This window comes from Amycolatopsis lurida (assembly GCF_900105055.1).
GTDB lineage: Bacteria > Actinomycetota > Actinomycetes > Mycobacteriales > Pseudonocardiaceae > Amycolatopsis > Amycolatopsis lurida.
This window is the reverse complement of sequence record NZ_FNTA01000004.1, coordinates 7,762,369-7,783,791: the sequence shown is the minus strand read 5'-3', so window position 1 is coordinate 7,783,791 and position 21,423 is coordinate 7,762,369. Positions and strand designations below refer to the sequence as shown.

General features: G+C 69.1%; 20 protein-coding genes. 10 read left to right on the top strand and 10 right to left on the bottom strand.

The genetic code is table 11. The annotated features are described in order from the left end of the window. Position 1: 1 nt before the first annotated feature. The 3 genes from BLW75_RS41890 to BLW75_RS41880 all read right to left on the bottom strand — a co-directional run bounded on the left by BLW75_RS41890 (position 2) and on the right by BLW75_RS41880 (position 3,261). The gene (locus BLW75_RS41890; RefSeq protein WP_034323677.1) at positions 2 to 1,348 is read right to left on the bottom strand and encodes a deoxyguanosinetriphosphate triphosphohydrolase family protein; all 1,347 of its coding nucleotides are present in this window, start codon (positions 1,346 to 1,348) and stop codon (positions 2 to 4) included. 125 nt (positions 1,349 to 1,473) lie between these two features. Then, entirely contained in the window at positions 1,474 to 2,337 is an 864-nt protein-coding gene (locus tag BLW75_RS41885; protein WP_034323661.1) for a sigma-70 family RNA polymerase sigma factor, read from the bottom strand. A 9-nt stretch (positions 2,338 to 2,346) separates the two neighbouring features. Then, positions 2,347 to 3,261, bottom strand: a complete 915-nt coding sequence (locus BLW75_RS41880) for a glycoside hydrolase family 16 protein (RefSeq protein ID WP_034323659.1) — start codon at positions 3,259 to 3,261, stop codon at positions 2,347 to 2,349. Positions 3,262 to 3,382: 121 nt separating this feature from the next. Between BLW75_RS41880 and BLW75_RS41875 the strand changes: the two genes are divergently transcribed. Genes BLW75_RS41875 through BLW75_RS41865 form a run of 3 tightly spaced genes read left to right on the top strand, consistent with a single transcriptional unit; the run spans position 3,383 to position 7,828 of the window. After that, the gene (locus BLW75_RS41875; RefSeq protein ID WP_034323656.1) at positions 3,383 to 4,093 is read left to right on the top strand and encodes a GntR family transcriptional regulator; all 711 of its coding nucleotides are present in this window, start codon (positions 3,383 to 3,385) and stop codon (positions 4,091 to 4,093) included. 52 nt (positions 4,094 to 4,145) lie between these two features. Next, positions 4,146 to 7,541 carry a TM0106 family RecB-like putative nuclease gene (locus BLW75_RS41870; protein ID WP_034323653.1) on the top strand — a complete coding sequence of 1,132 codons (3,396 nt, stop codon included), beginning with the start codon at positions 4,146 to 4,148 and terminating at the stop codon, positions 7,539 to 7,541. Next, the gene (locus BLW75_RS41865) at positions 7,538 to 7,828 is read left to right on the top strand and encodes a hypothetical protein (RefSeq protein WP_034323652.1); all 291 of its coding nucleotides are present in this window, start codon (positions 7,538 to 7,540) and stop codon (positions 7,826 to 7,828) included. The genes BLW75_RS41870 and BLW75_RS41865 overlap by 4 nt, the downstream gene beginning before the upstream one ends. 1 nt (position 7,829) lies before the next feature. Here the strand turns inward: BLW75_RS41865 and BLW75_RS41860 are convergent, their stop codons facing one another. Next, positions 7,830 to 10,913: an ATP-binding protein gene (locus BLW75_RS41860; protein WP_034323649.1), complete on the bottom strand. Its 3,084-nt coding sequence runs from the start codon at positions 10,911 to 10,913 to the stop codon at positions 7,830 to 7,832. A 121-nt stretch (positions 10,914 to 11,034) separates the two neighbouring features. On the opposite strand from BLW75_RS41860, the gene BLW75_RS41855 reads away from it, so the two are divergent. After that, positions 11,035 to 11,904, top strand: coding sequence for an alpha/beta fold hydrolase (locus BLW75_RS41855; RefSeq protein ID WP_034323648.1), 870 nt, complete (start codon positions 11,035 to 11,037; stop codon positions 11,902 to 11,904). Here BLW75_RS41855 and BLW75_RS41850 read toward each other — a convergent pair. The 3 genes from BLW75_RS41850 to BLW75_RS41840 form a co-directional block, all read right to left on the bottom strand. Further along, on the bottom strand, positions 11,843 to 12,571 hold the full coding sequence (locus BLW75_RS41850) for a hypothetical protein (protein WP_241784132.1): 729 nt from the start codon (positions 12,569 to 12,571) through the stop codon (positions 11,843 to 11,845). The genes BLW75_RS41855 and BLW75_RS41850 overlap by 62 nt on opposite strands. A gap of 203 nt (positions 12,572 to 12,774) precedes the next feature. Then, positions 12,775 to 13,251 (bottom strand): glycine-rich domain-containing protein, encoded by a 477-nt coding sequence (locus tag BLW75_RS41845; protein ID WP_034323646.1) that lies wholly within the window; start codon positions 13,249 to 13,251, stop codon positions 12,775 to 12,777. A gap of 175 nt (positions 13,252 to 13,426) precedes the next feature. After that, a complete protein-coding gene (locus tag BLW75_RS41840) occupies positions 13,427 to 14,458 on the bottom strand; it encodes a hypothetical protein (RefSeq protein ID WP_034323643.1) in 1,032 nt (343 codons plus the stop codon). 177 nt (positions 14,459 to 14,635) lie between these two features. Here BLW75_RS41840 and BLW75_RS41835 point away from each other — a divergent pair, with 177 nt between their 5' ends. The 3 genes from BLW75_RS41835 to BLW75_RS41825 all read left to right on the top strand — a co-directional run bounded on the left by BLW75_RS41835 (position 14,636) and on the right by BLW75_RS41825 (position 16,832). Then, positions 14,636 to 15,139 carry a hypothetical protein gene (locus BLW75_RS41835; RefSeq protein ID WP_034323641.1) on the top strand — a complete coding sequence of 168 codons (504 nt, stop codon included), beginning with the start codon at positions 14,636 to 14,638 and terminating at the stop codon, positions 15,137 to 15,139. Positions 15,140 to 15,276: 137 nt separating this feature from the next. Beyond that, on the top strand, positions 15,277 to 15,966 hold the full coding sequence (locus BLW75_RS41830) for a sigma-70 family RNA polymerase sigma factor (RefSeq protein WP_034323638.1): 690 nt from the start codon (positions 15,277 to 15,279) through the stop codon (positions 15,964 to 15,966). Between the two features lie 95 nt (positions 15,967 to 16,061). Then, the gene (locus tag BLW75_RS41825; protein ID WP_034323635.1) at positions 16,062 to 16,832 is read left to right on the top strand and encodes an SH3 domain-containing protein; all 771 of its coding nucleotides are present in this window, start codon (positions 16,062 to 16,064) and stop codon (positions 16,830 to 16,832) included. Here the strand turns inward: BLW75_RS41825 and BLW75_RS41820 are convergent. Next, positions 16,822 to 17,343 (bottom strand): hypothetical protein, encoded by a 522-nt coding sequence (locus BLW75_RS41820; RefSeq protein WP_034323632.1) that lies wholly within the window; start codon positions 17,341 to 17,343, stop codon positions 16,822 to 16,824. The genes BLW75_RS41825 and BLW75_RS41820 overlap by 11 nt on opposite strands. 38 nt (positions 17,344 to 17,381) lie before the next feature. Between BLW75_RS41820 and BLW75_RS41815 the strand changes: the two genes are divergently transcribed. Continuing rightward, positions 17,382 to 17,819, top strand: coding sequence for a MarR family winged helix-turn-helix transcriptional regulator (locus tag BLW75_RS41815; protein ID WP_034323629.1), 438 nt, complete (start codon positions 17,382 to 17,384; stop codon positions 17,817 to 17,819). Positions 17,820 to 17,879: 60 nt separating this feature from the next. Beyond that, positions 17,880 to 19,055 (top strand): PucR family transcriptional regulator, encoded by a 1,176-nt coding sequence (locus BLW75_RS41810; RefSeq protein ID WP_034323626.1) that lies wholly within the window; start codon positions 17,880 to 17,882, stop codon positions 19,053 to 19,055. Here BLW75_RS41810 and BLW75_RS41805 read toward each other — a convergent pair. Continuing rightward, positions 19,052 to 19,435: a hypothetical protein gene (locus BLW75_RS41805; RefSeq protein WP_034323624.1), complete on the bottom strand. Its 384-nt coding sequence runs from the start codon at positions 19,433 to 19,435 to the stop codon at positions 19,052 to 19,054. The two genes, BLW75_RS41810 and BLW75_RS41805, sit on opposite strands and share 4 nt — an antisense overlap. Before the next feature lie 225 nt (positions 19,436 to 19,660). Between BLW75_RS41805 and pgfA the strand changes: the two genes are divergently transcribed. Next, positions 19,661 to 20,695, top strand: a complete 1,035-nt coding sequence (gene pgfA / locus BLW75_RS41800; RefSeq protein ID WP_158005447.1) for a cell envelope lipid trafficking protein PgfA — start codon at positions 19,661 to 19,663, stop codon at positions 20,693 to 20,695. On the opposite strand, the gene BLW75_RS41795 is transcribed toward pgfA, so the two are convergent. Next, the gene (locus BLW75_RS41795; protein ID WP_034323619.1) at positions 20,689 to 21,387 is read right to left on the bottom strand and encodes a class I SAM-dependent methyltransferase; all 699 of its coding nucleotides are present in this window, start codon (positions 21,385 to 21,387) and stop codon (positions 20,689 to 20,691) included. The two genes, pgfA and BLW75_RS41795, sit on opposite strands and share 7 nt — an antisense overlap. Positions 21,388 to 21,423 lie beyond the last annotated feature (36 nt).

Sequence of the window (21,423 nt, the reverse complement as noted above, 5' to 3'; positions counted from 1 at the left end):
TTCAGTTGAACCAGGTTCCGAACATCGAGCTCTGCGACCGCCCCGCCAGCCGCTCGCCAAGATCGACCGCTTGCGCTTCGGTGAGCAGACAGATGTAGTCGGTGACAGCCCGGGCACATCCGGCTCTCTTGCCGCTCTCCGACATCGATTCCGCCGTGTCGTCATGCGTGATATCGCGATAGATCCCCCGGAGTTGGATGGGGATTTTCGGACTATTCGGAGACTTCTCCAAGCACACCATCAACCGATCGAAGAGCGAACCGATGATCCGCTTCTGACCTTCCTGCTGGATGGCAAGCGGAGGCCTGTTGATCACGTAGAACCACGTGAGTTCCTTCAGCGCGGCGACCCGGTACTGACTGCCCTGCTCGATCTCGACATAGGGTGGTTCGCCGAGTAGCCGGACCGCCTTCACGAACCGGGTGAGGTGGCCGCTGCTGATCTTGTTCATCTGCACCCGGTTCTTACGGGTCTCCCAACACTGGGAATGCAGGCGTCCCCCGAACTCGGCGATGATCGTTTCGAGCTCGTTCCGAAATCGGAACTCGTCGAATCCCCTCTGCTGCTTCAGTCGGCGGAGGCCATGCTTGAGTATGCGCTCCTTGTCCACCGACAAACTGTGCAGTGGGATAAGACCGGCACGAAAGTAGTCCTCCAGATCATGCGTCGCGTAACTGATGTCGTCCGCCCAGTCCATCAAGACCGCGTTCGCGGACCTCAAGTCACGGCGGCTGCCTTCCCTCGCCCAGTCGAAGTCCACCTTTTCGGTCTGATACGCGCCCCATTTGTCCCCGTAGCCGCGGGCGGTCCACAAGGCCGCGGGCGAATCACCCGACTTGAGACGCGGATACTTGAGGATCGCGTTCAACGTCGCCTGGGTCAGGTTGAGGCCCGGGTGCTCCATCTTCCGCCGGGCGAGCTTGGTCACCACCCGGAAGGACTGCGCGTTCCCTTCGAAGCCTTCCAGCCCTTCGATCTGAGCCAGCCGCTGGTCGAGTACCTCCTCCGCGATATGACCGAACGGTGGATGTCCGATGTCGTGCACGAGTCCCGCCGTCTCGACGACGTCCTCGTTCAGATGCGACCCTTCCGGGAAGCCACGCTTCGGATCGTCCAATTGATAGCGCAGGTGCTGCACAAGTCTTCGCCCCATCTGCGCGACCTTCAAACTATGGGTGAGCCGGTTGTGCAACACCAGTTGCTCGTTGACCGCGGCGACCTGCGCAACCCCGGCGAGCCGCCGGAACGCGGACGAATAGAGAACCCGGTCCCGATCCCGCTGATAGTCGTCCCGATACGCGGTGTCCTGTTCTTTCACCGGATGGCGCCGGGCAGTTCCTTCCGACATGGTCTCCTCCTCGTCGTGGCTCAAAGAGCTTCGAAAAGAAGGCGGACCACGTCAGAAGACCGTTAACGAATCCGGCGAAGGGACGGGGCCATCGGTACTCGTTCGCGACCGAACCGCAACCCGGGTCAGTCCACCATCACCAGATCCAGCCCCCGCAAGCGTTCCCGATCCGCGATGACGTCGATCTCGCTGATCTTCCCGTCCACGAAGGCGAACGCGAGCACCACCGAAGGCCGTCCCTCGTCGGCCATCACGAGACCGATACCGCCGTTCACCAGCGCGAGCTGAGTGACCGCCGCCCGCACCGAAGCAGCGGCCGCACCACGAGCCACTTTGCCTGCGCCCCGCAGGAAGATCGGCGCGCGCGAGGGGCCTGCCGCCTTGTCGGCACGGAGGACGACGTCGGGGTGCAGGAGCTGGAGGAGCGCGTCGAAGTCGCCGCCGCGGGCCGCGGCCAGGTAGGCGTCGACGACTTGGCGTCGTCGTGCGACGTCCGGTTCCGCTGCGGCGGATCGGCCCTGGACACGGCGCCGGGCGCGGCTCGCGAGTTGCCGGGCGGCGGCCGGGGTGCGGTCGATCAGCGGAGCGATCTCGTCGAACGGCACCGCGAACATGTCGTGCAGGACGAACGCGAGCCGTTCGGCCGGCGCGAGCGTGTCCAGGACGACCAGCATCGCCAGCCCGACCGAGTCGGCGAGCACCGCGTCGGCGGCGGGATCGGCCGACGAGTCGGCCGATTCGGCGAGCTGGTCGTCGAGCGGTTCTTCCCGACGATGGCCGCGCGAGCGCAGCACGTTCAGGCACACCCGCGCCACCACCGTGGTCAGCCAGCCGCCGAGGTTCTCGATCTCCCCCGCATCGGTGCGGTCGAGCCGCAGCCAGGTCTCCTGGACGGCGTCTTCGGCCTCACTGGCCGAACCCAGCATCCGGTACGCCACCGCACGCAACCTGGTCCGGTGCTCCTCGAAACGCTCAGTCAGCCGATCCACTGCTTATGTCTAACAGCCACCGAGATCGTCGGCGAACCGCACGCCCGAAGACCGGTACGACGCGGCCCGTCCGGCGGCGGCCTGCGGCGTCAGGACCTCGTTCTTCGCGTAGTAGACCCAGTCGACCTGTTCGAGGTAGGTGCTCGTACCACCGTTGTGCTGCGTGAGGTCGATGAACCACTGGTTGAAGTTCAGGGACATGTTCTGCCGCGGGTACACGTCGAGCGGGCCGCTCCGGTCGTGGTCGGCCACCAGCGCGCCGTCGATGTAGTACCGCACATGGCCGCCGGACACGGTCGCCCCGACGGAACGCCAGCCGTCGATGCTGCGGCGCTGGCTGTCGCTCTCGTTCTCGGCGTACCACGGATCCGGCGTGTACGTATGCCAGCTGGTCTGGAAGTTCACCGGTCCCGCCTCGCCCCAGCCGCCGTTGGGCAGGTACTCCGAGAAGTCCAGCTCGCTGTAGATCGGGTCGTTGTCGTATCGGAGCGGGCTGATGGTGAAGAAGGTCTGGTTGATCCGGTCACCGTCCGGGCCGGACACCGGCGCGTCGGAGAAGCGGATCCGGGCGGCGTAGGTCCCTTCGAAGAAGCGCCGGTCGGGTTGCATGATCTCGGTTTGCGTCGTGCCCGTGGGCGTGCCGTCGGTGGTGGAGGCGAGTTGCAGCACCTTGTCCCCGCCGGACGTCGGGAAGGTGATGCCCTCCGGAGCCCAGCGCGCGCCGGCGACCCCGGGGCCGCCGGCTCCGGATCGCACCTGCCAGCCGTGCTGGGCGAGGAGTCCGTCGGCGTGCGAGCCGTAGTGGAAATCGTCGAACAGTGCCCCGCAAGCGGCCGCTCCGGCCACGGCACCCGGCGCCACCGCCAGCGCGGCGACCGACAACGCCGCGATGGCGGCGACGCGAAACTTCCCTGAGGTCGACATCGTCGTCTCCTTTACCACTGGTCAGTTTCTTCCACCGTCTCCCCGCGAAGTGGTAAAGTCAATAGGTCTAGACAACTTGTCCACCAGCCAATTCACCCTGACCACTGGGTAGGCTGTGGTCATGCGGCGAACAGAGGTCAAGGACCGGCTACGCCAGCTCATCGAGCGGCGGCAGCCGGGCGAGGTCCTGCCTTCGGAACGCGCGCTGAGCAGTGAAATCGGCGTCTCGCGCCCCACCCTGCGGGCCGCGATCGACGAGCTGGAGCGCGACGGACTCGTGGTCCGCGAGCACGGCCGCGGCACGTTCACCGCACCGCGCAAGATCTCCCAGGACCTCGTTCCCGCGACCGGCGGCGAGCAGTTCGCCCCGCCCGCCGAGGGGCACTGGACCAGCCGGGTGATCGACTTCGCCACCACGACGGCGGGCGCCCGGCTCGGCAAGCGGCTCGAGGTCTCGCCCGGCCACACGCTGGTGGCGGTCACCCGCGTCCGCGTGGTCGAAGACGCGCCGATGGCGATCGAACGGATCCTGGTCCCCCGCGACCTCGTGCCGGACATCACGGCCGCGGGCTTCGAGTCCGGTTCCTTCTACGAACTGCTCCGCACGCGGTACGAGGTCCTACCCGCGACGGCTGTGCAGATCATCGAGCCGACCGTCACCGACGCCGACGAATCCGGCCTGCTCGGCGTCCCGCAGCACTCGCCCGCGCTGCTGTTCGAACGCACCACCCGCGACGCGAGCGGCCGCGTGATCGAGTACACCCGCTCGATCTACCGGGGCGACCGCTACCGGATCACCTCGCATCTGAAGTTCGACCACACCTCCGGCTGACTCCGGCGCGCCGGGACCGTCCATCCGGGAGTCCGTGCGAGACTCCCGGGCGATGTACACCCCGTCCGATCTCGCCGACCTGCTCGAATGCGAGCACCGCAGCCTCCTGAACCAGGCGCTGGCCGCCGGCCTGCCGGGAGCGCCGCGGCCGGGCTCCGGGCCGGATCAGCTGGCGGTCACGCACGGGCGCGCGCACGAGGCCGCGACGCTGGACAAGCTGCGCGGTGAACGGAGCACCGTCGTCGAGATCGACGAACGCGACCCGGTCGTCGCCGCGAAGGCCACCGAAGAGGCGCTACGGGCCGGTGCGCCGGTGATCTACCAGGCGGTCTTCCACGACGGTGAGTTCTCCGGCCGCGCCGACTTCCTGATGCGGGACGACGAAGGCCGCTACGAGGTCTACGACACAAAGCTGGCCAGGCACGCGAAGCCCGCCGCGGTCGTCCAGCTGACCGCGTACGCCGACGCGCTGCGCCGGGCGGGCTGGCCCGCCGGGCCGCAGATGCATCTGCTGCTGGGTGATCACAGCACGCGGTCGTTCCGCGTCGACGACTTCCTCCCGCTGGTGGACCGGCTCCGCGCCCGGCTGCGGAACCGGCCGCCGACACTGCCGGTTCCGCTGTGGGCCGACGAGCGGCCCGCGTGCGGCGGCTGCTCCTATGCCGCGCACTGCGCGAGCGCCCGCGAGGCCGATCGCGATCTTTCGCTGGTCGCGGGAATGCGCGGCGACCAGCGGCGCAAACTCGTCGCCGCGGGTCTCGGCACGATCGACGCGCTCGCGGCCGCCGCACCCGAAGACCGGCCGCGTGACATCTCGACGATGTCGTTCACCACGCTGCGAGCCCAGGCCGCGATCCAGGTCCGGCAGGACGCCACCGGGCAGGTCGCCTACGAGGTCATCGATCCGGACGCGCTGGCCGAACTCCCGCCGCCCGCGCCCGGCGACGTCTTCTTCGACATGGAAGGCGACCCGTACGCCTTGGCGGGCGAAGGGCTCGAATACCTCTTCGGCGCCGTGACCGCCGAAGAGGGGACGAAGTTCACGCCGTTCTGGGCGCACAACCGGTCGCAGGAGAAACGGGCCTTCGAGGAGTTCGTCGACTTCGCCACGGCGAGGCTCGCGGAGCATCCCGGCTCGCACGTCTACCACTACGCCCCGTACGAGGTCACCGCGATCAAGCGGCTCGCCGCCGTGCACGGGACCCGCGAGGACGCCGTCGACCATCTGCTGCGCAGCGGCGGCCTGGTGGACCTGTATTCCGTGGTGCGCAAGGCACTCCGGGTCTCCCAGCGGTCGTACTCCATCAAGTACCTCGAACCGCTCTACATGCCCGAAGCCCGCGATGGCGACGTCAAGACGGCGGTTTCGAGCATCGAGGCCTACGAGGAGTACTTGACGCTAACGGCCTCCGGCGAGACCGAACACGCGGACGAGGTGCTGCGCGGGATCAGCGACTACAACGAATACGACTGCGTCTCAACGCTGCGGCTTTTCGAATTCCTCCACAAAGTCCGCGTGGACGAAGGAATCGCGCTCGCCGAGCCACCTGAAGAGTCCGATGTGGACGCTCTACTCCGCCAGACCGAGGAGGACGTCGCCGCGCAGAAACGCGCCGAACGCGCCGCGCAGCTGGCCGCGCTGGTCGATCCGCTGCTGGACGGGCTTCCCGACGACCCTGGCGAGTTCACCGGCGAGGATCGCGCCCGCGCGCTGCTGGCCGCGTCCGTCGGCTACCACCGCCGCGAGACGAATCCGGCGTGGTGGGAGTACTTCCGCCAGCTGGCCGCCCCGCTCGGCGATCTGGAGACCGACAACGCCTGCACCGTCCCGGTCTCGCTGGAGGCCGGGGAATGGGTGCCGCCGTCGGGCCGGGTCCGCAAGGCGAAACGCTCGCTGATGCTCCGCTGCGACCCGGACCGGCCGCATCCCTTCGCCCCCGGCGACGACGTCCGCCTGCGGTATGGAGCGGCCGCACGGGACGCGAAGGTCGTCTCGGCGACCGCCGTCGAGCTGACCCTGGAAGAAAGCTGCCCGCCCGACGAGACCACCGCCGACCGGCCGGTGGCGGTGCTGCCGGGGAGCCCGGTCCGCCCCTCGCCCAAGGACGACGCGGTCGCGGATCTCGCGCGCCTCGTCGTCGACACGCTGCCGGTGCTGCCCGCCCATCCCGGCGTCGATCTCCTCCGGCGTACGACGCCGCGGCTGCGCGACGACCGGAGCCTGCCCGAAGCCGGGTCGGATCTGGTGAGCACGGTGATCGAGGCCGTCGAGGCGCTCGACGGCTCCACGCTCGCCGTCCAGGGCCCGCCCGGCGCGGGCAAGACGTACCTCGCGGGCAGGCTCATCGCGAAACTCGTGCGCGCGGGCAAGACGATCGCCGTCACCTCGACCAGCCACAAGGCCGTGGAGAACGTGCTGTCCGCCGCGCTCAAGAACGCGCCGGATCTGCCGTGTGCCAAACGCGCCAAGCGGACCCCGGATCCGGCGGCGCCGTGGGAGCAGCCGAAGACCAATCCCGCGCTGGTGAAATGGCGCGAAGAGCACGACACCGGCCATCTGGTCGGCGGGACGGCCTGGACGTTCGCGAATGCCGCCATCCGGGAAGAGCCCTTCGACCTGCTGATCATCGACGAGGCGGGCCAGTTCGCCCTAGCCGACGCGCTCGCGGTGTCGATGTGCGCCAAGAATCTCCTGCTGCTGGGCGATCCGCAGCAGCTGCCGCAGGTCGTGCAGGGAACGCATCCCGCGGGCGCCGAAGCCTCCGCGCTCGGGCATCTGATCGGCGAGGCGGACATCATCCCGGCCGAGCTCGGGTACTTCCTCGACGAGACCCGCCGGATGCATCCGGCCGTCTGCGCGCCGGTGTCGCGGCTGTCCTACGCGGGCCGCCTGCACTCGCATCCCTCGGCCGCCGAGCGGGCGATCGACGGGATCGAGGCGGGCCTGTACCTCGCCGAGGTCGACCACCACGGCAACACGACCAGGTCGGTCGAGGAGGCCGAGGCGGTCACCGCCCTGGTCACCGAACTCCACGGCCGCGCCTGGACCGATCACGGCGAACCCCGGCCGCTCGGCGACGAGGACATCCTGGTCGTGGCGCCGTACAACCTGCAGGCCCGGGTCGTGGCCCGCGCGCTGGAGCAGGCCGGGCACCCCGGTGTCCGGGTGGGCACCGTGGACCGGTTCCAGGGGCAAGAGGCGCCGGTGGTGATCACCACGATGACCTCGTCCTCGGCGGTCGATCTGCCGCGTGGCCTGGACTTCCTGCTCTCCCGCAACCGGCTGAACGTGGCGCTCTCGCGGGCACAGGCGCTCGCGATCGTGGTCTGCTCGCCGCGGCTGGTCGAAGCCGACATCCGCACGGTCGACCAGATGCGGCTGGTTTCGGGCATGCTCGGGTTGATGACCGAAGCCGTGCCGTGGCACGCAGGACGGAGTGGACGATGACCGAGAACAACCCGGACAAGGAAATCCTCGACGCCGAGATCGTCGAAGAGTCCCCGACGGCGCCCGTCGAGGTCCCGGAGCCGGATTACAGCGAGGGCGGCGTGCCCTCGTTCGACCACGTGCGGGACCGCATCGAGCAGCGGTACACGACGTCGCTGGGCTCGACCGAGCTCGCCGGGCTCGGTGGCAAGGAAGACGTCGCCTCGCTCGACAAGAAGATCGCCGACCGGGACAAGGCAGCCAAGGACAAGCTGGCCGAGATCCGCCGCGCGATGCGGGAGCAGTGAGCTAATTCCAGTGCGGTGAACCGGCCTTCACCGCGATGGCCCGCGCCTTCCGATGGTGCCCGGCGGCCGCATCTCGGCGGTCGAGGGCGGTGGCCAGCTCGCCGAGGTAGTACGCGACCGGGCGGAGGGTGAGCATCCCGCTCCCGGCACCGGCGATCTCTCCTTCCGCAGGTAGGAGCTCGGCGTAGAGGCGTTCCATCGTCGTCCGGTCACCGAGTTCGATCGCGACGACGGCGTGCAGACAGGTGCGAGCCTCGAACAGCAGATCCCGTGGCGAATCCGGGATAGGGAGCACCGGGCGGCACCAGCTTTCGTAAGCGCCGTAGTGGTCCTCCAGTGCTTCGGGCGGCAAACCACGCTGGAGCCGGTCGCAGTACAGGGCGAGCGCGAGGATCCCGTTGTCCACACCGGACATGGCGGTTCCCGCGAGACCCGCCGCGGCGGCGCGATAGGCGGCTTCCCCACCGGGACCGGTCATCGCGGTCCGCATCGCGCGATACCACCGGGTGAAGACGCCGACGAGCGGAAGGCCGTATCGGTCGCCGAGTTCGTCCGCGGCCACCGCATGCCGATCCGCGGCGGCGAAATCCGCGAGCGCGCTCTTCGCCTGCAGGAGCACGAGGTGCCCGAGCACCTCGAACGTCACGAGCCCGTGCCGCGCGGCGAGGTCGACCAGTTCGGCGCCGATCCCGGCCCGCTCGGGGGCGAGACCGGCGCGGTCGAAGGACTGCAGGAACCGGGCGTTGAGCGCGAACGCCAGCAAAGCCGGATCTTCCAGCGTCCGCGCGATCGCTTCGGCTTCTCGGGCAGCCTCGCGTGCCCGCTGCCCGCCCGCGTTCCGCACTTCGACGGCGAGGGTGGCCAGCAGGCGGCACCGCTCGGCCACGTGTTCGGCGGGCAAGGCGGCGAGGGTGCGCTCGACGGCTTCCGCGATCCGGGAAGCGAGTTCCCGGTCATCGCTTTCGGTCCAGCTGGCGGGGACGTCGAAGGCACCGATCACCCGCGCGGTCAGCAGGGGATCGTCCAGTTTTTCCGCCAGTTCCAACGCTTCGGCGCGATGCCGCCGTGACCGGTCGAGCCCGCCGGCGACGGCCGAAGCCCGGGCCTTGCCCATGATCAGCTCCAGCCGCTTCGCCGTGCCGGAGGCGCCGGAGCGGTCGTACGCGGTGAGTGCGGCGTCCCAGAGACGCGCCGCTTCCGTTGACGCGAAACGACTTTCGGCCCGTTCGGCGGCGGCCTGCGCGTACCGCGCGGCACGGTCGTCGTGCTCCTCGGACAGGAGGAAATGGTGCGCCAGGGCATCGACGTCGTCCGGGCGGAGATGTTCCAGCGCCTCGGCGATCTCGCCGTGCTCGCGGGCCCGCCGCGAACGGGAGAGATCGTGGTAGAGCGTCTCCCGCACGAGCGCGTGCGCGAACCGGAACCGGCGCGGCGCCTGCTCGGTCAGGAATCCGCGCCGGACCGCGGTCTCGGCGGCGTCGAGCGCGGTTTTCCCCACCAGGGCTTCGAGAACGTCCAGATCGACGTCCGTCCCGAGCACCGCCGCCCGCCGCACCACGCCGCCGACGTCGTCCGGCAGCGCGTCCACCCGATGGCGGACGACGTCGCGGACACCCGGCGGCACCGCGGTCAAGGCTCCCACGCCTTCGGCTGCGAGGAGGCGGGCGAGTTCACGGACGAAGAACGCGTTCCCACCGGTGCGCCGATGGAGCACCGCGGCGGTTTCCGGATCGATCTCTTCTCCGGTCGTGGCCCGGACCAGTCCGGCGACTTCGGTCTGGGGCAGGCCGCCGAGATAGATCCGCGCCGGCTCGTGGCGAGCGGCCCTGGCGAGGAAGTCGGTCAGCCGGGCGGGCGGATCGGTCCCGCGATAGGTCGCGATGATCGACACCGGCTCGGCCAGCACCGAGGTCAGCAGCGCCAAGGTCTCTTCGCCCGCCCAGTGCAGGTCGTCGAGGACGAGCAGGAGCGGCGCGGCACCGGACAGATGAGCCGCGACGGCGCGATGCCAGCGCCAGCGCGCGGCCAGTGGGTCTTCGGTTCCTGGCTCCGCCGCCGGCGCCGGGCCGTACCCGGCTTCGGCGAGCGTGGCCAGGATCCGGGTCCAGGCGTAGGCGGGCGGCGCGCCCTCGTCGTCGGGATCGCTTCCCCAGGCCGTGGTCCAGCCCCTCGCGGCGAGACGGGCGGAGAACGCTTCAGCGAGCGCCGTCTTCCCCACCCCGGCGTCGCCGGAAACGAGCACCAGCCGCGACCGCGTCACGGCTTCTTCGAGCTCGGCCAGCTCCGCGTCGCGCCCGATCAGTGGCCGCTCGGCCATCTTGGGCGCGGACGGCTCCAGGCTGGGAGCTTGCGCCAGGATGCCGGCCTCCAGGTCCCGCAGGCCCGCGCTCGGATCGATGCCGAGTTCGTCGGCGAGATGTTCACGCGTCGTGCGCAGCACTGCCAGCGCGTCACCCTGCCTCCCGGAGCGATAAAGCGCGAGCGCCAGCAGCCGGGAACCGTTCTCCCGCAACGGATGCTCGCGGACCAGCGGTTCCAGTTCCGGGATCACCTCGGCGGCGCGCCCGAGCGCGAGGAGCGCTTCGGCACGCAGTTCTCCCGCCAGTGAACGGAGTTCGGTCAAGCGGGAGACTTCGCCGACGGCCCAGCCCTCTTCGGCGAATTCGGCGTACGCGGGACCGCGCCAGAGCCCGAGCGCGGTGTCCACTTGCGACAGTGCCGCGTCCGCCCGGTGGGCGTCGAGCAGTTCACGAGCCGCGGCGACGGCGGCCTCGAAGTCCCACGCGTCGACGGAATCGGCGCGCAGGGCATAGCCACGGGCGACCGTGACCAGCAGCCGCGCGGGCTCACGGGGAGCGCGGTCCGGCTCGAGGGCGCGGCGCAAGGCCCCGACGAACGTCTGGACCGCGCCGACCGCGCCCTGGGGCGGGCGTTCCCACAGGTCGTCGACCAGGCGTTCCACCGGCACGACCCGGCCACGGGCGATCAGCAACCTGGCCAGCACCGCGCGATGCCGCGGGCCCTTGAGCCCGACTTCGCCGCGCGCGTCCTCGGCCACGAGCGGGCCGAGCACCCCGAACCGCATCGTCACCTCCTCGCTTCACGGACGGTGATCATCGTGCCCCGGCCGCTCGGTCGCCGCTGACCGGGTGCTGATTCGGGCCGGGGACGCTGACGGTCGTCACTGAACGACCAGGAAGGTACCCATGCGCATCACCGGATTCGACTACCAGCGTGTGCCCGTCGCGGACGACGTGGCCCTCAACGTCGCCGTCGCCGGGACGGGCAGCCCGATCGTGCTGCTGCACGGCTTCCCCGAGACCCACCTCATGTGGCGGCACGTCGCGGCGGATCTGGCGGCCGACCACACCGTCCTCTGCCCTGACCTGCGAGGATACGGCGGGAGCGACAAGCCCGCCGACACCGGCGAGACCTACTCGAAGCGGTCGATGGCGGCCGACATCGTCGCCGTCGCGAAGGCCTTCGGCCACGACCGGTTCGCCCTCGCCGGGCACGACCGGGGCGCGCTGGTGGCGCTGCGCGCGGGCCTCGACCACCCGGACAAGGTCAGCCATCTCGCGATCCTCGACGTGCTGCCGACGCTGGACATGTGGGACGTCCTGCACGGCACCACCGCCGCGGTCGGCTTCCACCTCTACCTGATGGCCCAGCCGCCCGGCCTGCCCGAACAGCTGATCGGCGCCGCGCCCGACGCGTTCTTCGGGCACTTCCTCGACGCGTGGACGCAGCGCGGCGACACGATCCCCGCCGACGTCCGGGCCGCGTACCTGGAGGCGTCACGGAACGCGGTGACCTCGATCGTCGCCGACTACCGCGCGTCGGCCGGCGTCGACGTCGAGCACGACCAGGCGGACCGTGCGGCGGGCAACCGGCTCACGATGCCGCTCACCGTGCTCCAGCAGGACTGGGGCGCCGCGCTGGGCTACGACGCCGTCGCGCTCTGGCAGGCGTGGGCGACGGACCTGGACCACCGGACGGTCACGGCGGGGCACTTCATGGCGGAGGAGTCACCGGCGGAGGTGGTGAAGGCGCTGCGAGACCTGCTCGCGCGCTAGGCAGCCGCAGCCGCCATCCGACGTAGTCACGTGCGATCCGCGCCAGCCTGGTGGTCGTGGCGGCCTTGTAGTTCCAAAGCCCAGCGACGTACACGGCGAACGCGGTGACCTCTTCCTCCGCGGCCTCCTGCCAGCGTGTGTTCGCCGACGCCCAGGCTTCGGCGTCCGCCACCCGATGGCCCGCGCTGATCAGGCGAAGCACCATGAAGGCGGGATCGACCCAGGCCGCGCCTTGAGCGGGCCATCCCCAATCGACGACGCGGACGTCGCCGTTCCCGGAGATGAGGAACTGGTCGGCGTGAAGATCTGTATGGAGCAGGGAGACCCCGGCAGTGAGCGCCGGGGCCTTCTTCTCCCACGCCGTCAACTCGTCGATGTCCCAAGCACCGACGATCTCCGGCCGCTCCCGGGCGAGTCTGGGCCACCACGCCGACTTCCAGCGCTGTTCCAGCGGTTTGAGGCCGGGCGCCGCGATCTCGCCGATACTGTCGAGCGTGTCCGCGACTCGTCTGAGATCCGGCGAGCCCGGCCGGAGCGAGGCTCGCCGGCCGGGCACGTATTCGAATCCGACGACCAGCCAGTCGTCGATGTCGGCGGCGAAGTGCACGGCTGGAGCGATCCCGGCCGCGAGTGTGCCGAGTTCGGCCTCGTTCCGAAGCCAGCGCATCGCAGGCGATACCCCCTCCACCCCCTTGACGAACAAGGGCGTCCCTTCGTCACGATGGACGACCGCGGCGAAATTACTGCTCTGACCGACCCCGATCTCCCCGACCCTGTCGACAACACCGGCATGCTCCTGAATGGCTCGCCTGACGGGTTCCGGGAGCTCGCCCCAGCCGTACCGCTTCACTTGATCGTCCCGTCCTGGCGCTATTTGCCGTTGGTGTCGGTGTTCTCGTTGCCGTCCTTGCCCGACGCCCGGCAACCGTCGTCGCCGTCGCTGCACTTGACCTTGGAAGTCAACCAAAGGTCGGTGTCGACCGCGAAACCTAGATCGCGAACAGCCTCGGTGGTCCGGGCGATCAGGTCTTGCGGATCGGCCGGACCTTCGCCGTCGTCGTTGGGGACGTGGTGGATGAACCGGCCCGCCGCCCGTTCGCAGAAGGACGCGTACTCACGGGTGTAGAGGAGGAAGGTGTGCCACCCGATGTCCACCGGCTCCGATGGGGCGAGCGGCGCGCGGCGATCTTCGCCGCAAGCACGCAGAAACGCCAGCGTTTGGTCCATGATGCGCGCTGCGAACTCATGCGGCAGGTCGTTCTCCTTGGCGATGCGGTTCACGAGCCGCTCGAACAGCTCGTCAGGGACGAGGCTTCGGCCCGCAAGATCCTCAACGGCGATTGTCATGCCCACTCCTCTTCGGCTCTGTGGTCATTGCCAAGCCCGCGGTCAGGGCGCGGAACGAGTCCGTCGAGATCAGGCTGCCGCACATCGTCGGCCCGGTCGGCCGCCCGGCAGGCAACTCCACCTGGGTGGCCCCGTCAGATGGCCATGTCGTTATAAGGCGAGGTCGGACCACCGGCTAGAACTTGGGCTTCGGCATGGACTTGCTCGGCGCCACCGTAGCGATCCGCCCTTGCGTCTCCCTCGGTGCCCGAGCGTTCGGGTAACCGGCGTAGTAGCCAGGCACAACCCGCCCCACCATCAGCTCTTCGAAGGGCACGAACTCCACGTCGGCCGACTTGAGCCGCTCCAGCGTCGGGCTGTCGACTCGTTCTGCGGCAAGCGCCACGGCGAGGTTCTGCTCGGCCGCCGCCCAGGACGACGAGCCGAGGTAGAGGAGCTTCACCGGCACGGCCAACGCCGCCAGGCACCAAGGGCCGACTCGCCACGCCAGGACAGCGATGAGGAACACCAGCGGCAGGAAGAGGCCGATGCGCAGTGAGCCTTCGGCGTTCTGCCGGTCGTATTCGCCGTAGAGCTGGTCCTCTTTCCCCAGCAGCCTGGGCCCGACGTAATCCAGATCTTCCTTGACCGACTCGACGTAGACGTCGGTCCGCACGACCGTTCCGAGGAGATGCCACCGATGAAGGTAGTCGTCCATGGCCCGGCGCCGGTGTTCGTCACTCCGGGCACCGGCGATGATCCGCGGCGGTTCTTGACCCACCCGGCGGGCGAACTCCTGAAGACCTCGGATGTGGGTCAGCACCTTGTCGCGGAAGTCCTCGTCCGTGAGGAACCGGTCGGACAGCTTGTTGACCACCGCATCCCGCAGGGCGCGCAGGATCCGGCGTCTGCCACGGTACTTGGGCTCCAGCCAGGCGACGCTCTGGAGTCTCGGCGCGCGGAACAGCGGGGTCACGACGGTGTCCAGCCAGTGCGTCACGGCGAGCGACATGGTGCCGAGCAGGTAGGCGGCGAAGGTGGCGGCCGCGAAGACCGCGGCCTTTCCCGCCCAGGTGCCGAGGTCCAGCAGGTCCCGGTAGACGCCGGACGCCTGACCCGGTGGAGGCAGGCCCGGCCGCAGGGCGAGCCAGAGGCCGAGAAGCCAGACGTACCCCGCGGCGAGCGGTGCCCGGAGCTCCCGCAGCCCGGGGAGAAGACTCGACAGCATGGCCCTCCGCCCGCCGACGACCGGTCGCACCAGGCGTCGTCTTCCGGTCGCTCGCCGTTACAGAAACCCATTGGCCTGAGCCGAACGGCGCAATCCGGAGCGCTACCCGCGTCAATCCGGGTTTAACGCTCGTTACCCGGGGTATCGGGAGTCGGCACGACGAACGAGGGGCCCGCCATGACACCCACTGCCAAACGCGCGCACACCGTCGCCCGCGATCTCTTGTCACTCACCAGATCGGGTGAAGCCGACCAGCTCGCCACCGCGCTGGTGTCCACCGCTTCGTCCACCCGGCGGGCACCGGCGCTCGGCGACGTCGTCGGACGACTGGTCGACACGTTCTCCTTGGCCGCCAAGGATCGTCGCCGATCGCTGCGGATAGGTGAACCGTTCACCCTGCGCCTGCGGGATCACGCGGGCAGGACGGTGCGGCCGGACCGGCTCGATCCCGGCGTGGCCGCGATCGTCCGCGCCATCGCCGCCAGCGTCCGCGACGACCGGGACACCTGCGCCGATCAGATCGGCGAGGCCTGCGAGAACGCCGATCTCGACCAGCGGATCCGGGTTCTCGCGCACTGCCTGGTCTGGACGTCGGATCTCCTCAGCACCGACACCACCGCCTATCCCCCGGTGCTGTCCTGCTTCAAGGTCGCTTCCGCCGGTGTCCACAGTAGACATTGAGCGGTTCGGATGACTTCCGGCCCGTCGTGTGGACATCCCCAGCGGGTAACGGCAAGCTGGACAACCGCGCACGAAGTCCCGGCCCCTGATGACGGGCGCACCTTGGTGACCAGTTCCCCTGAACCAGGAGTGCAGACTTGGACGAGGTAGCGCCATCGACGGTCCCCGCGGATTCCCGTGCCGCGGCGACGGCGGGACGGCTGCCCAACCCGGACAGCCGAGTGGTCCGGGCGGCCGTGGCCGGTGATCCGGACGCGATCCGCGAGTTGAGCCGTTTCCTTTCCCCGCACGTGTTCCGCTACTGCGCGAGCAGGCTCGGGAGCGGCGGAACGGGTGCTTGCGACGCACAGGACTGCGCGCAGGAGGTGCTGCAGGCGGTCCTGATCGCCTTGCCCCGCTACCGGTACCGCCCGGACCGGTTCCTCGCCTTCGTCCTCGGGATCGCCGGGCACAAGGTGGCCGATCTGCATCGGCGCCGCTCCCGCGAACCGGTCACCTCCGTCCCGGAGATCGGCGACGGGCTGCCGCTCTGGGCCCGCCGCGACCCGGACGAGATCGAACGCCTGGAACACCGGCTGCAGGCAGGCGTCCTGCTGGCAAAAGTGCCGATGCCGCACCGGCAGGTGCTCGCGCTCCGGTTCGTGTTCGGGCTTTCGGCCGAGGAGACCGCCGAACGGCTCGGCCTGCCGAGCGCGGGAGCGGTCCGCGCGGCCCAGTTCCGCGCGCTGGCGCGACTTCGGACGCTCCTCACCGAGCGGAACGCCCGGTACGCGAGCGATGTCCCGATCATCGGACCAGTCGCCGAACCGGAGCTGGTCCCGGTATAGAACCGTCCACTTCGGACGATCGTCTTCTTGTACGCGCCTTGTACGGGGATCCACCATCCTGTCCCCCTATTCGGGGAACCCACTGGAGGACAGAGATGAAGATCCGATCGAGGATCGCCAGAGGCGCGATGGGCACGATCGCCCTGGCCGGGGCGATCATGCTCGGCGGCGCGGGTGAGGCGCTCGCGGCGACGGGCACGGTGAACACCGACTCGGGGACGGCGGTGACCGTGCGGTCGAGCCCGAGCACCAGCGCGAGTTCGGTCGGCACCGTCGCGAGCGGCACCGCCGTCACGATCGACTGCCAGACGAACGGCTCGACGGTGACCGGGAAGTACGGCACCACCGACATCTGGGACTACGTGCCGTCCAAGGGCGGCTACATCAGCGACGCCTACGTCTACACCGGTTCGGACGGCCGGGTCGCCCCGGACTGCGCCGGCAGCACCCTCTCCTGTTCCACCGCCGGTACGGGCAACCCGCGGACCTGCGCCGAAGCCATCGCGTGGGCGAAGGCGCACGTGCACACCCACAACGACCCCGACTACTACCGCTGGTGCGACCGGATCAACGCGTGGGCCTACGGCTGGAACGCGAGCGGCTCGGAAACGGCCTACGTCCACTGGACCCAGATCCCCGGTTCGTTCAAACACCCCGGTGACACCCAGGTCCCCGCGGGCGGGCTCGCCTTCTTCAGCAACGGCGGTACCGGGCACGCGATGTTCTCCATCGGCGGCGGCAAGTTCCTGTCGAACGACATCCACGGCCCCGGCAGCTTCACCGAGACCACGATCGCGGAGATCAAGAACGCGTGGGGCTACACCTATCTCGGCTGGTCGCAGCCGTGGTTCAAGATCAACCACTGACCGCGCGAGTGGCCTCGAAACGCTGCCGGACGAAGGGGTCCTCGTCCGGCAGCGTTTCCTCCGCCCGCCAGGAGAAACTCTCGCGGGTCAGCTCGGAGAAGATCCACCGGCGCCGGACACCCCCGGTGTCGGCCTCGATCTCGAAGCCGTCCTTTGTCCGCTTGCCGAGGAACGGGATCACCCAGCCATTGCCGGGGCCGAGCCAGGTCGACCGGAACGCGCCGATCTTCTCGTCGTAGAAGCGCAGGCTCATTCCCCACTCCCCGTCCACCCCGCCGCCCCTGCTCGTCCGGGCGGGGCTGATCCACACGTCGGCCAGCGCGCGGCCGTCGAGCGCCCAGCCGAAATGCCATTCCCCGTCGACGGTCCGGACGGTCCCGTCCTCGGCGTAGTTGTGCACCACGAGATCCCAGCTGCCGATCAGCGGCTCGAACACGCCCAGCCGTCCGGCGAGTTCGGGGCGCGGCCCCGGTGCGGTGAAGACAGCGGCGAGCCGTTCCGTGACGTCCATACGGGCCAGGATGACTATTTGACAGTATGCTGTCAAATATGACCGACCTCGTCCGCGACTACCGGCTGCTGATCGCCGACGTCTACGAATTGGCGGGACTGAGCCGCCGGATCAGCGAGCGGGAGGCCGCCGGGCAGGGCACGACCGTCGCCCGCTGGCACGTGCTCAGCACGGTGTCCGAAGAACCGCTCGCCGTCCCCGCCATCGCGCGACGGCTCGGCCAGGTCCGCCAGGCCGTGCAACGCGTCGCGGACGACCTCACCGAGGCGGGCCAGCTTCGCGCGGAGCCGAATCCCGCCCATCGCCGCTCGCCCCTGTACGCCATCACGCCCGAGGGTTCACGACTGCTGGAGCGGCTGTGGGACGTGAGTGAATCCCGGCGTCGCGACGTGCTCGACGACAGCGGTGTCACCCCCGATGAGCTGCGGCAGGCCCGGGACACGCTCCGCAGGTTGTCAACCGCGCTCAGCTCCTGAAACCGCCCTTTCGTCGCATCGTGATAAAAAGCGGCCACGGATGCGGGTTAGAGTTGACGGATGGGCACCGAAGCTCTCGCTACTCCCGCACCCCGGGAGCAGCGTGTGCTCATGCAGGCGATGCTCACCCGGCTGCCCGAGTTCAGTGACCGTCTGGCACAGCTCCTCAGCGACGAGGACGAGTTCTACCACCAGGTGGACAGCACCGCGCCGGACGAGTTGCGCAAGGTCTGCCGGGCCAATCTCGAACGTGCGCTGACCGCGCTCGTCGAGGGACGGGGGCTACCACTCGACGCGGCCCGCAAGACCGGGCTGGCCCAGGCCAGGCGGGGTATCCCGCTGCCGTCCGTGCTCCGCGCGTTCCGCATCGGCGGGATCTTCGTCTACGAGCGTCTGCTGGAGCTGGCGGGCCCCGGCTTCATCAATCCCGCCCGCACGGTCGAGATCAACTCCAACGTGTGGAAGACCATCGACCTCTACTCCGACGCGCTGACCACCGCGTACAGCGAGGTCGCCGCCGAACTCTCCCACGAGAAGCTCGCCCTGCTGGACGGTCTGCTGCACGGCCGGTTCGCCACCCAGGCCGAGCTGGAGAACGCCGCCAAAGAACTCGACCTTCCGACTGCGGGCACCTTCGTCGCCGTCGTGACCGAACCCATCGAGCCGGATGAACGGCCCGGCGTCGAAGCCCTGCTGCGAGCCCGGCGCTGGAAGTCGGCCTGGCGGCCCGGCGCCGAGGTCGGCCTCGTCGTGATCGACCGCGTCGAGGACGTCCGGCGCCTGCGCGACGTGCTGGGCACTCTGCCGCTGGCGGTGGGCATGAGCAGACCGTTCAACGGGTTCCTCGAAGTACCGGACGCGGTCCACCGGGCCCGGATCGCCCGCCGCTCGCTGACCACCGGCGCCGCCGGGGTCGCCGTCTTCGGCGACTCCCCGGTCACCACACTGGTCGCGAGCGCGCCGGAGACGTCGCGGGACGTCCTGCGCTCGGTACTGGCCGGGCTCATGGTGCTGCCCAAGCCGGAGCGGCAGGTCCTGCTCGACACGCTGGTCGCGTGGTTCGCCGGACACGGCTCGGCCAAGGAGGCCGCGGACCGTCTGATCGTCCACCCGAACACGGTCCGGTACCGGCTGCGCCGCGTCCAGGAACTGACCAGACGCGACCTGTCCGACCCGGTCGACGTCGGCGAGCTCTATGTCGCGCTGGAGGCGGTCCGGCTGGCGGACGACGCCTAACTTTTCCGTTCCGGCGCCATGTCGGCGTCGATGATCCTCGCGAGGTCCAGCAGCGTGTGCCCGAGACCGGGACGCGCGGTGAGCCGCACCGCGAGGGTCCGGCCACGCGCGGTCGTGGCGACCGGCAGGGTCACCTCGGGGTTCGCGGATCTCGTCCACTGTGGACGTCTTCCGGCCGCAGACAGGACGATGTCGGGATGCGGGGACCGCCGTCCGGGGCGCCACCGTGATCTCCTGGCGTCGAGATCACGGATCACGTTGCCGTGCGACGAAAGCAGCGCGGCGACGTCGGCGACGGCGTCGCGGAGCTCGACGTCGGTGATCGAATCCGAGTACGCGCCGATGTCCAGCGCGCGGGGATCGTTCGGGTCCTGCGGCACAAAGTTCCTTTCCACGCACCGGAAGTCGTCCGATGGTGGTCCCGCTCACGTTGTTCCCGGGAACAAACATGTTTGGCTGCCTGGGCCGAATGGCGGCACGCGTACCGCCTTCCGGTCGCACGTGGTGCCTGTGACCGTCGGTCACACCTTTGACGCTGCCCTGCCGAGGAGCCAGTATCTGGCGACTGATTACCGATGGGTAATGTGTACTGACCAGGAGGACCGTTGCGTCGAGCGTTGAGCCTGATCTTCTTGGCACTAGGGGTGTTCGCCGTCGCCGGCGCGGTGTTGCTGCCGACCTACGTGAAGCCCGAACTCGCCAAGGTGCCACTGAACCAGGAATCGACGTCCGTCCTCGAAGGCACGGCGTCCAAGGTGCTCGCGGTGAAGACCGAAGGCGGCAAGACCGTCACGGAGATCCGTGACAACGCCAAGCTGAAGGCGACCGCCCGCGTGGTGGCGAACTTCTCGCCACCGGAGATGCGGGAGGGCACGGACGTCGCCGTATGGCTGATGGCCGTCTCGGTGGTCGACACCCGTGATCAGACCGTGGTCAGCGCGAGCAAACGCCAGGTCTGCTTCGACCGCCGCACCGCGGAGGGCTACGTCCCGCCGGGCGGCGACCAGGAGGCGAAGTGCTCGGCCAACAGCAGCTTCGTCACCAAACTCAAGGAGAAGCCCGAAAAAGAGGGCGAGAAGCCCGAGGAGGTCCAAGAGTACAAGCCGCAGCCCGGCCTGAACTTCAAGTTCCCCTTCGGCACCGAACAGAAGGACTACCAGGTCTACGACGACAACACCGGCCGCGCCGTCCAGGCCCGGTTCAAGGGTGTCGAGGAGATCAAGGGCGTCGAGGTCTACAAGTTCGTCCAGGAGATCCCCGCCACGAAGATCTCGACGAAGAAGGTGCCGGGCTCGCTCATCGGCGCCACCGGCGACTCCGTCGAGGCGGGGCAGTTCTACCAGGGCACCATCACTAGCTGGATCGAGCCGGTGACGGGGATCCAGGTCAAGCAGGAACAGCGGTCGCACCAGGAACTGCGGTCGGCCGCGAATCCCACGCCCACCGTCGTCTTCGACGGCACGCTCGCCTTCACCGACGCGACCGTCGACGCGATGGTCAAGCAGGTCGACGAGAACAAGGGCAAGCTGGACTTCATCGGGAGCACGGGGCCGATCGTGCTCGGGATCGGCGGTGCGGCCTTCCTGGCGCTCGGGGTCTTCCTGCTGGTGAAGCGGCGCCCCGCCCCCTCGCGTCACTGACGCTTGCGCAACACCATCACGAGGTTCCACGACGCGACTTCCCGGATACCGGGGACGTGCGCGATCCACTGGGCCCAGGAGGGGTGGTAGCGCGGGTAGACCTCCTGCAGATCGGCGTACGGCGCGGCCTTCCCCCACCGGATGGCCGCGCCCGCCGAAAAGGCGAAAAGGCTCTCCCCGAATTTGTTCTTCGGCTCCTTGCCGTTCTTTTCGAGATACCGGCGCCGGGCGTAGTGACCGCCGAGGAAATGCCATGGTGCCGTCTCGTGACCGCCCCACGGCGAATACCACGGCGTGAACGAGGCGAAAATCGTGCCGCCGGGTTTGGCCACCCGGCACATCTCGGCGAGCATGACCTCGGGTTCGGAAACATGCTCGAGGACGTTCGACGAATAGCAGACGTCCACGGACGCGGTGCGCACCGGCAGTTTCGTGCCGCTGCCGCGGACCATGTTCTCACCGGCCTCTCCCCGCGCCGTCAGCTCTCCGACGTCGGGATCTATGCCGAGATACGTGGCTCCGGCGGCACGGAACGCGTCGGAGAAATAGCCGGGCCCACCACCGACGTCGACGATGGTTCGGCCGTTCAACGGAGTGTGCTGCGCCACTTGCCGGACCGAGTCTTCGGCGAGCACCGAGTAGAAACCGTCCGGATCCGTCTGTTCGGTGAGAAAGGCCCGGAACAACGTCACCGATCTGCGCAAAGTGGCGCGATGAGGCATCGTTTC

Coding starts and splice junctions, on each gene's coding strand:
- BLW75_RS41810 (WP_034323626.1), top strand. CDS start 17,880: ATGGGCACCGAAGCTCTCGCTACTCCCGCACCCCGGGAGCAGCGTGTG.
- BLW75_RS41835 (WP_034323641.1), top strand. CDS start 14,636: ATGACACCCACTGCCAAACGCGCGCACACCGTCGCCCGCGATCTCTTG.
- BLW75_RS41880 (WP_034323659.1), bottom strand. CDS start 3,261: ATGTCGACCTCAGGGAAGTTTCGCGTCGCCGCCATCGCGGCGTTGTCG.
- BLW75_RS41840 (WP_034323643.1), bottom strand. CDS start 14,458: ATGCTGTCGAGTCTTCTCCCCGGGCTGCGGGAGCTCCGGGCACCGCTC.
- BLW75_RS41845 (WP_034323646.1), bottom strand. CDS start 13,251: ATGACAATCGCCGTTGAGGATCTTGCGGGCCGAAGCCTCGTCCCTGAC.
- BLW75_RS41860 (WP_034323649.1), bottom strand. CDS start 10,913: ATGCGGTTCGGGGTGCTCGGCCCGCTCGTGGCCGAGGACGCGCGCGGC.
- BLW75_RS41855 (WP_034323648.1), top strand. CDS start 11,035: ATGCGCATCACCGGATTCGACTACCAGCGTGTGCCCGTCGCGGACGAC.
- BLW75_RS41875 (WP_034323656.1), top strand. CDS start 3,383: ATGCGGCGAACAGAGGTCAAGGACCGGCTACGCCAGCTCATCGAGCGG.
- BLW75_RS41850 (WP_241784132.1), bottom strand. CDS start 12,571: ATGCGCTGGCTTCGGAACGAGGCCGAACTCGGCACACTCGCGGCCGGG.
- BLW75_RS41870 (WP_034323653.1), top strand. CDS start 4,146: ATGTACACCCCGTCCGATCTCGCCGACCTGCTCGAATGCGAGCACCGC.
- BLW75_RS41890 (WP_034323677.1), bottom strand. CDS start 1,348: ATGTCGGAAGGAACTGCCCGGCGCCATCCGGTGAAAGAACAGGACACC.
- BLW75_RS41825 (WP_034323635.1), top strand. CDS start 16,062: ATGAAGATCCGATCGAGGATCGCCAGAGGCGCGATGGGCACGATCGCC.
- BLW75_RS41865 (WP_034323652.1), top strand. CDS start 7,538: ATGACCGAGAACAACCCGGACAAGGAAATCCTCGACGCCGAGATCGTC.
- BLW75_RS41820 (WP_034323632.1), bottom strand. CDS start 17,343: ATGGACGTCACGGAACGGCTCGCCGCTGTCTTCACCGCACCGGGGCCG.
- BLW75_RS41815 (WP_034323629.1), top strand. CDS start 17,382: ATGACCGACCTCGTCCGCGACTACCGGCTGCTGATCGCCGACGTCTAC.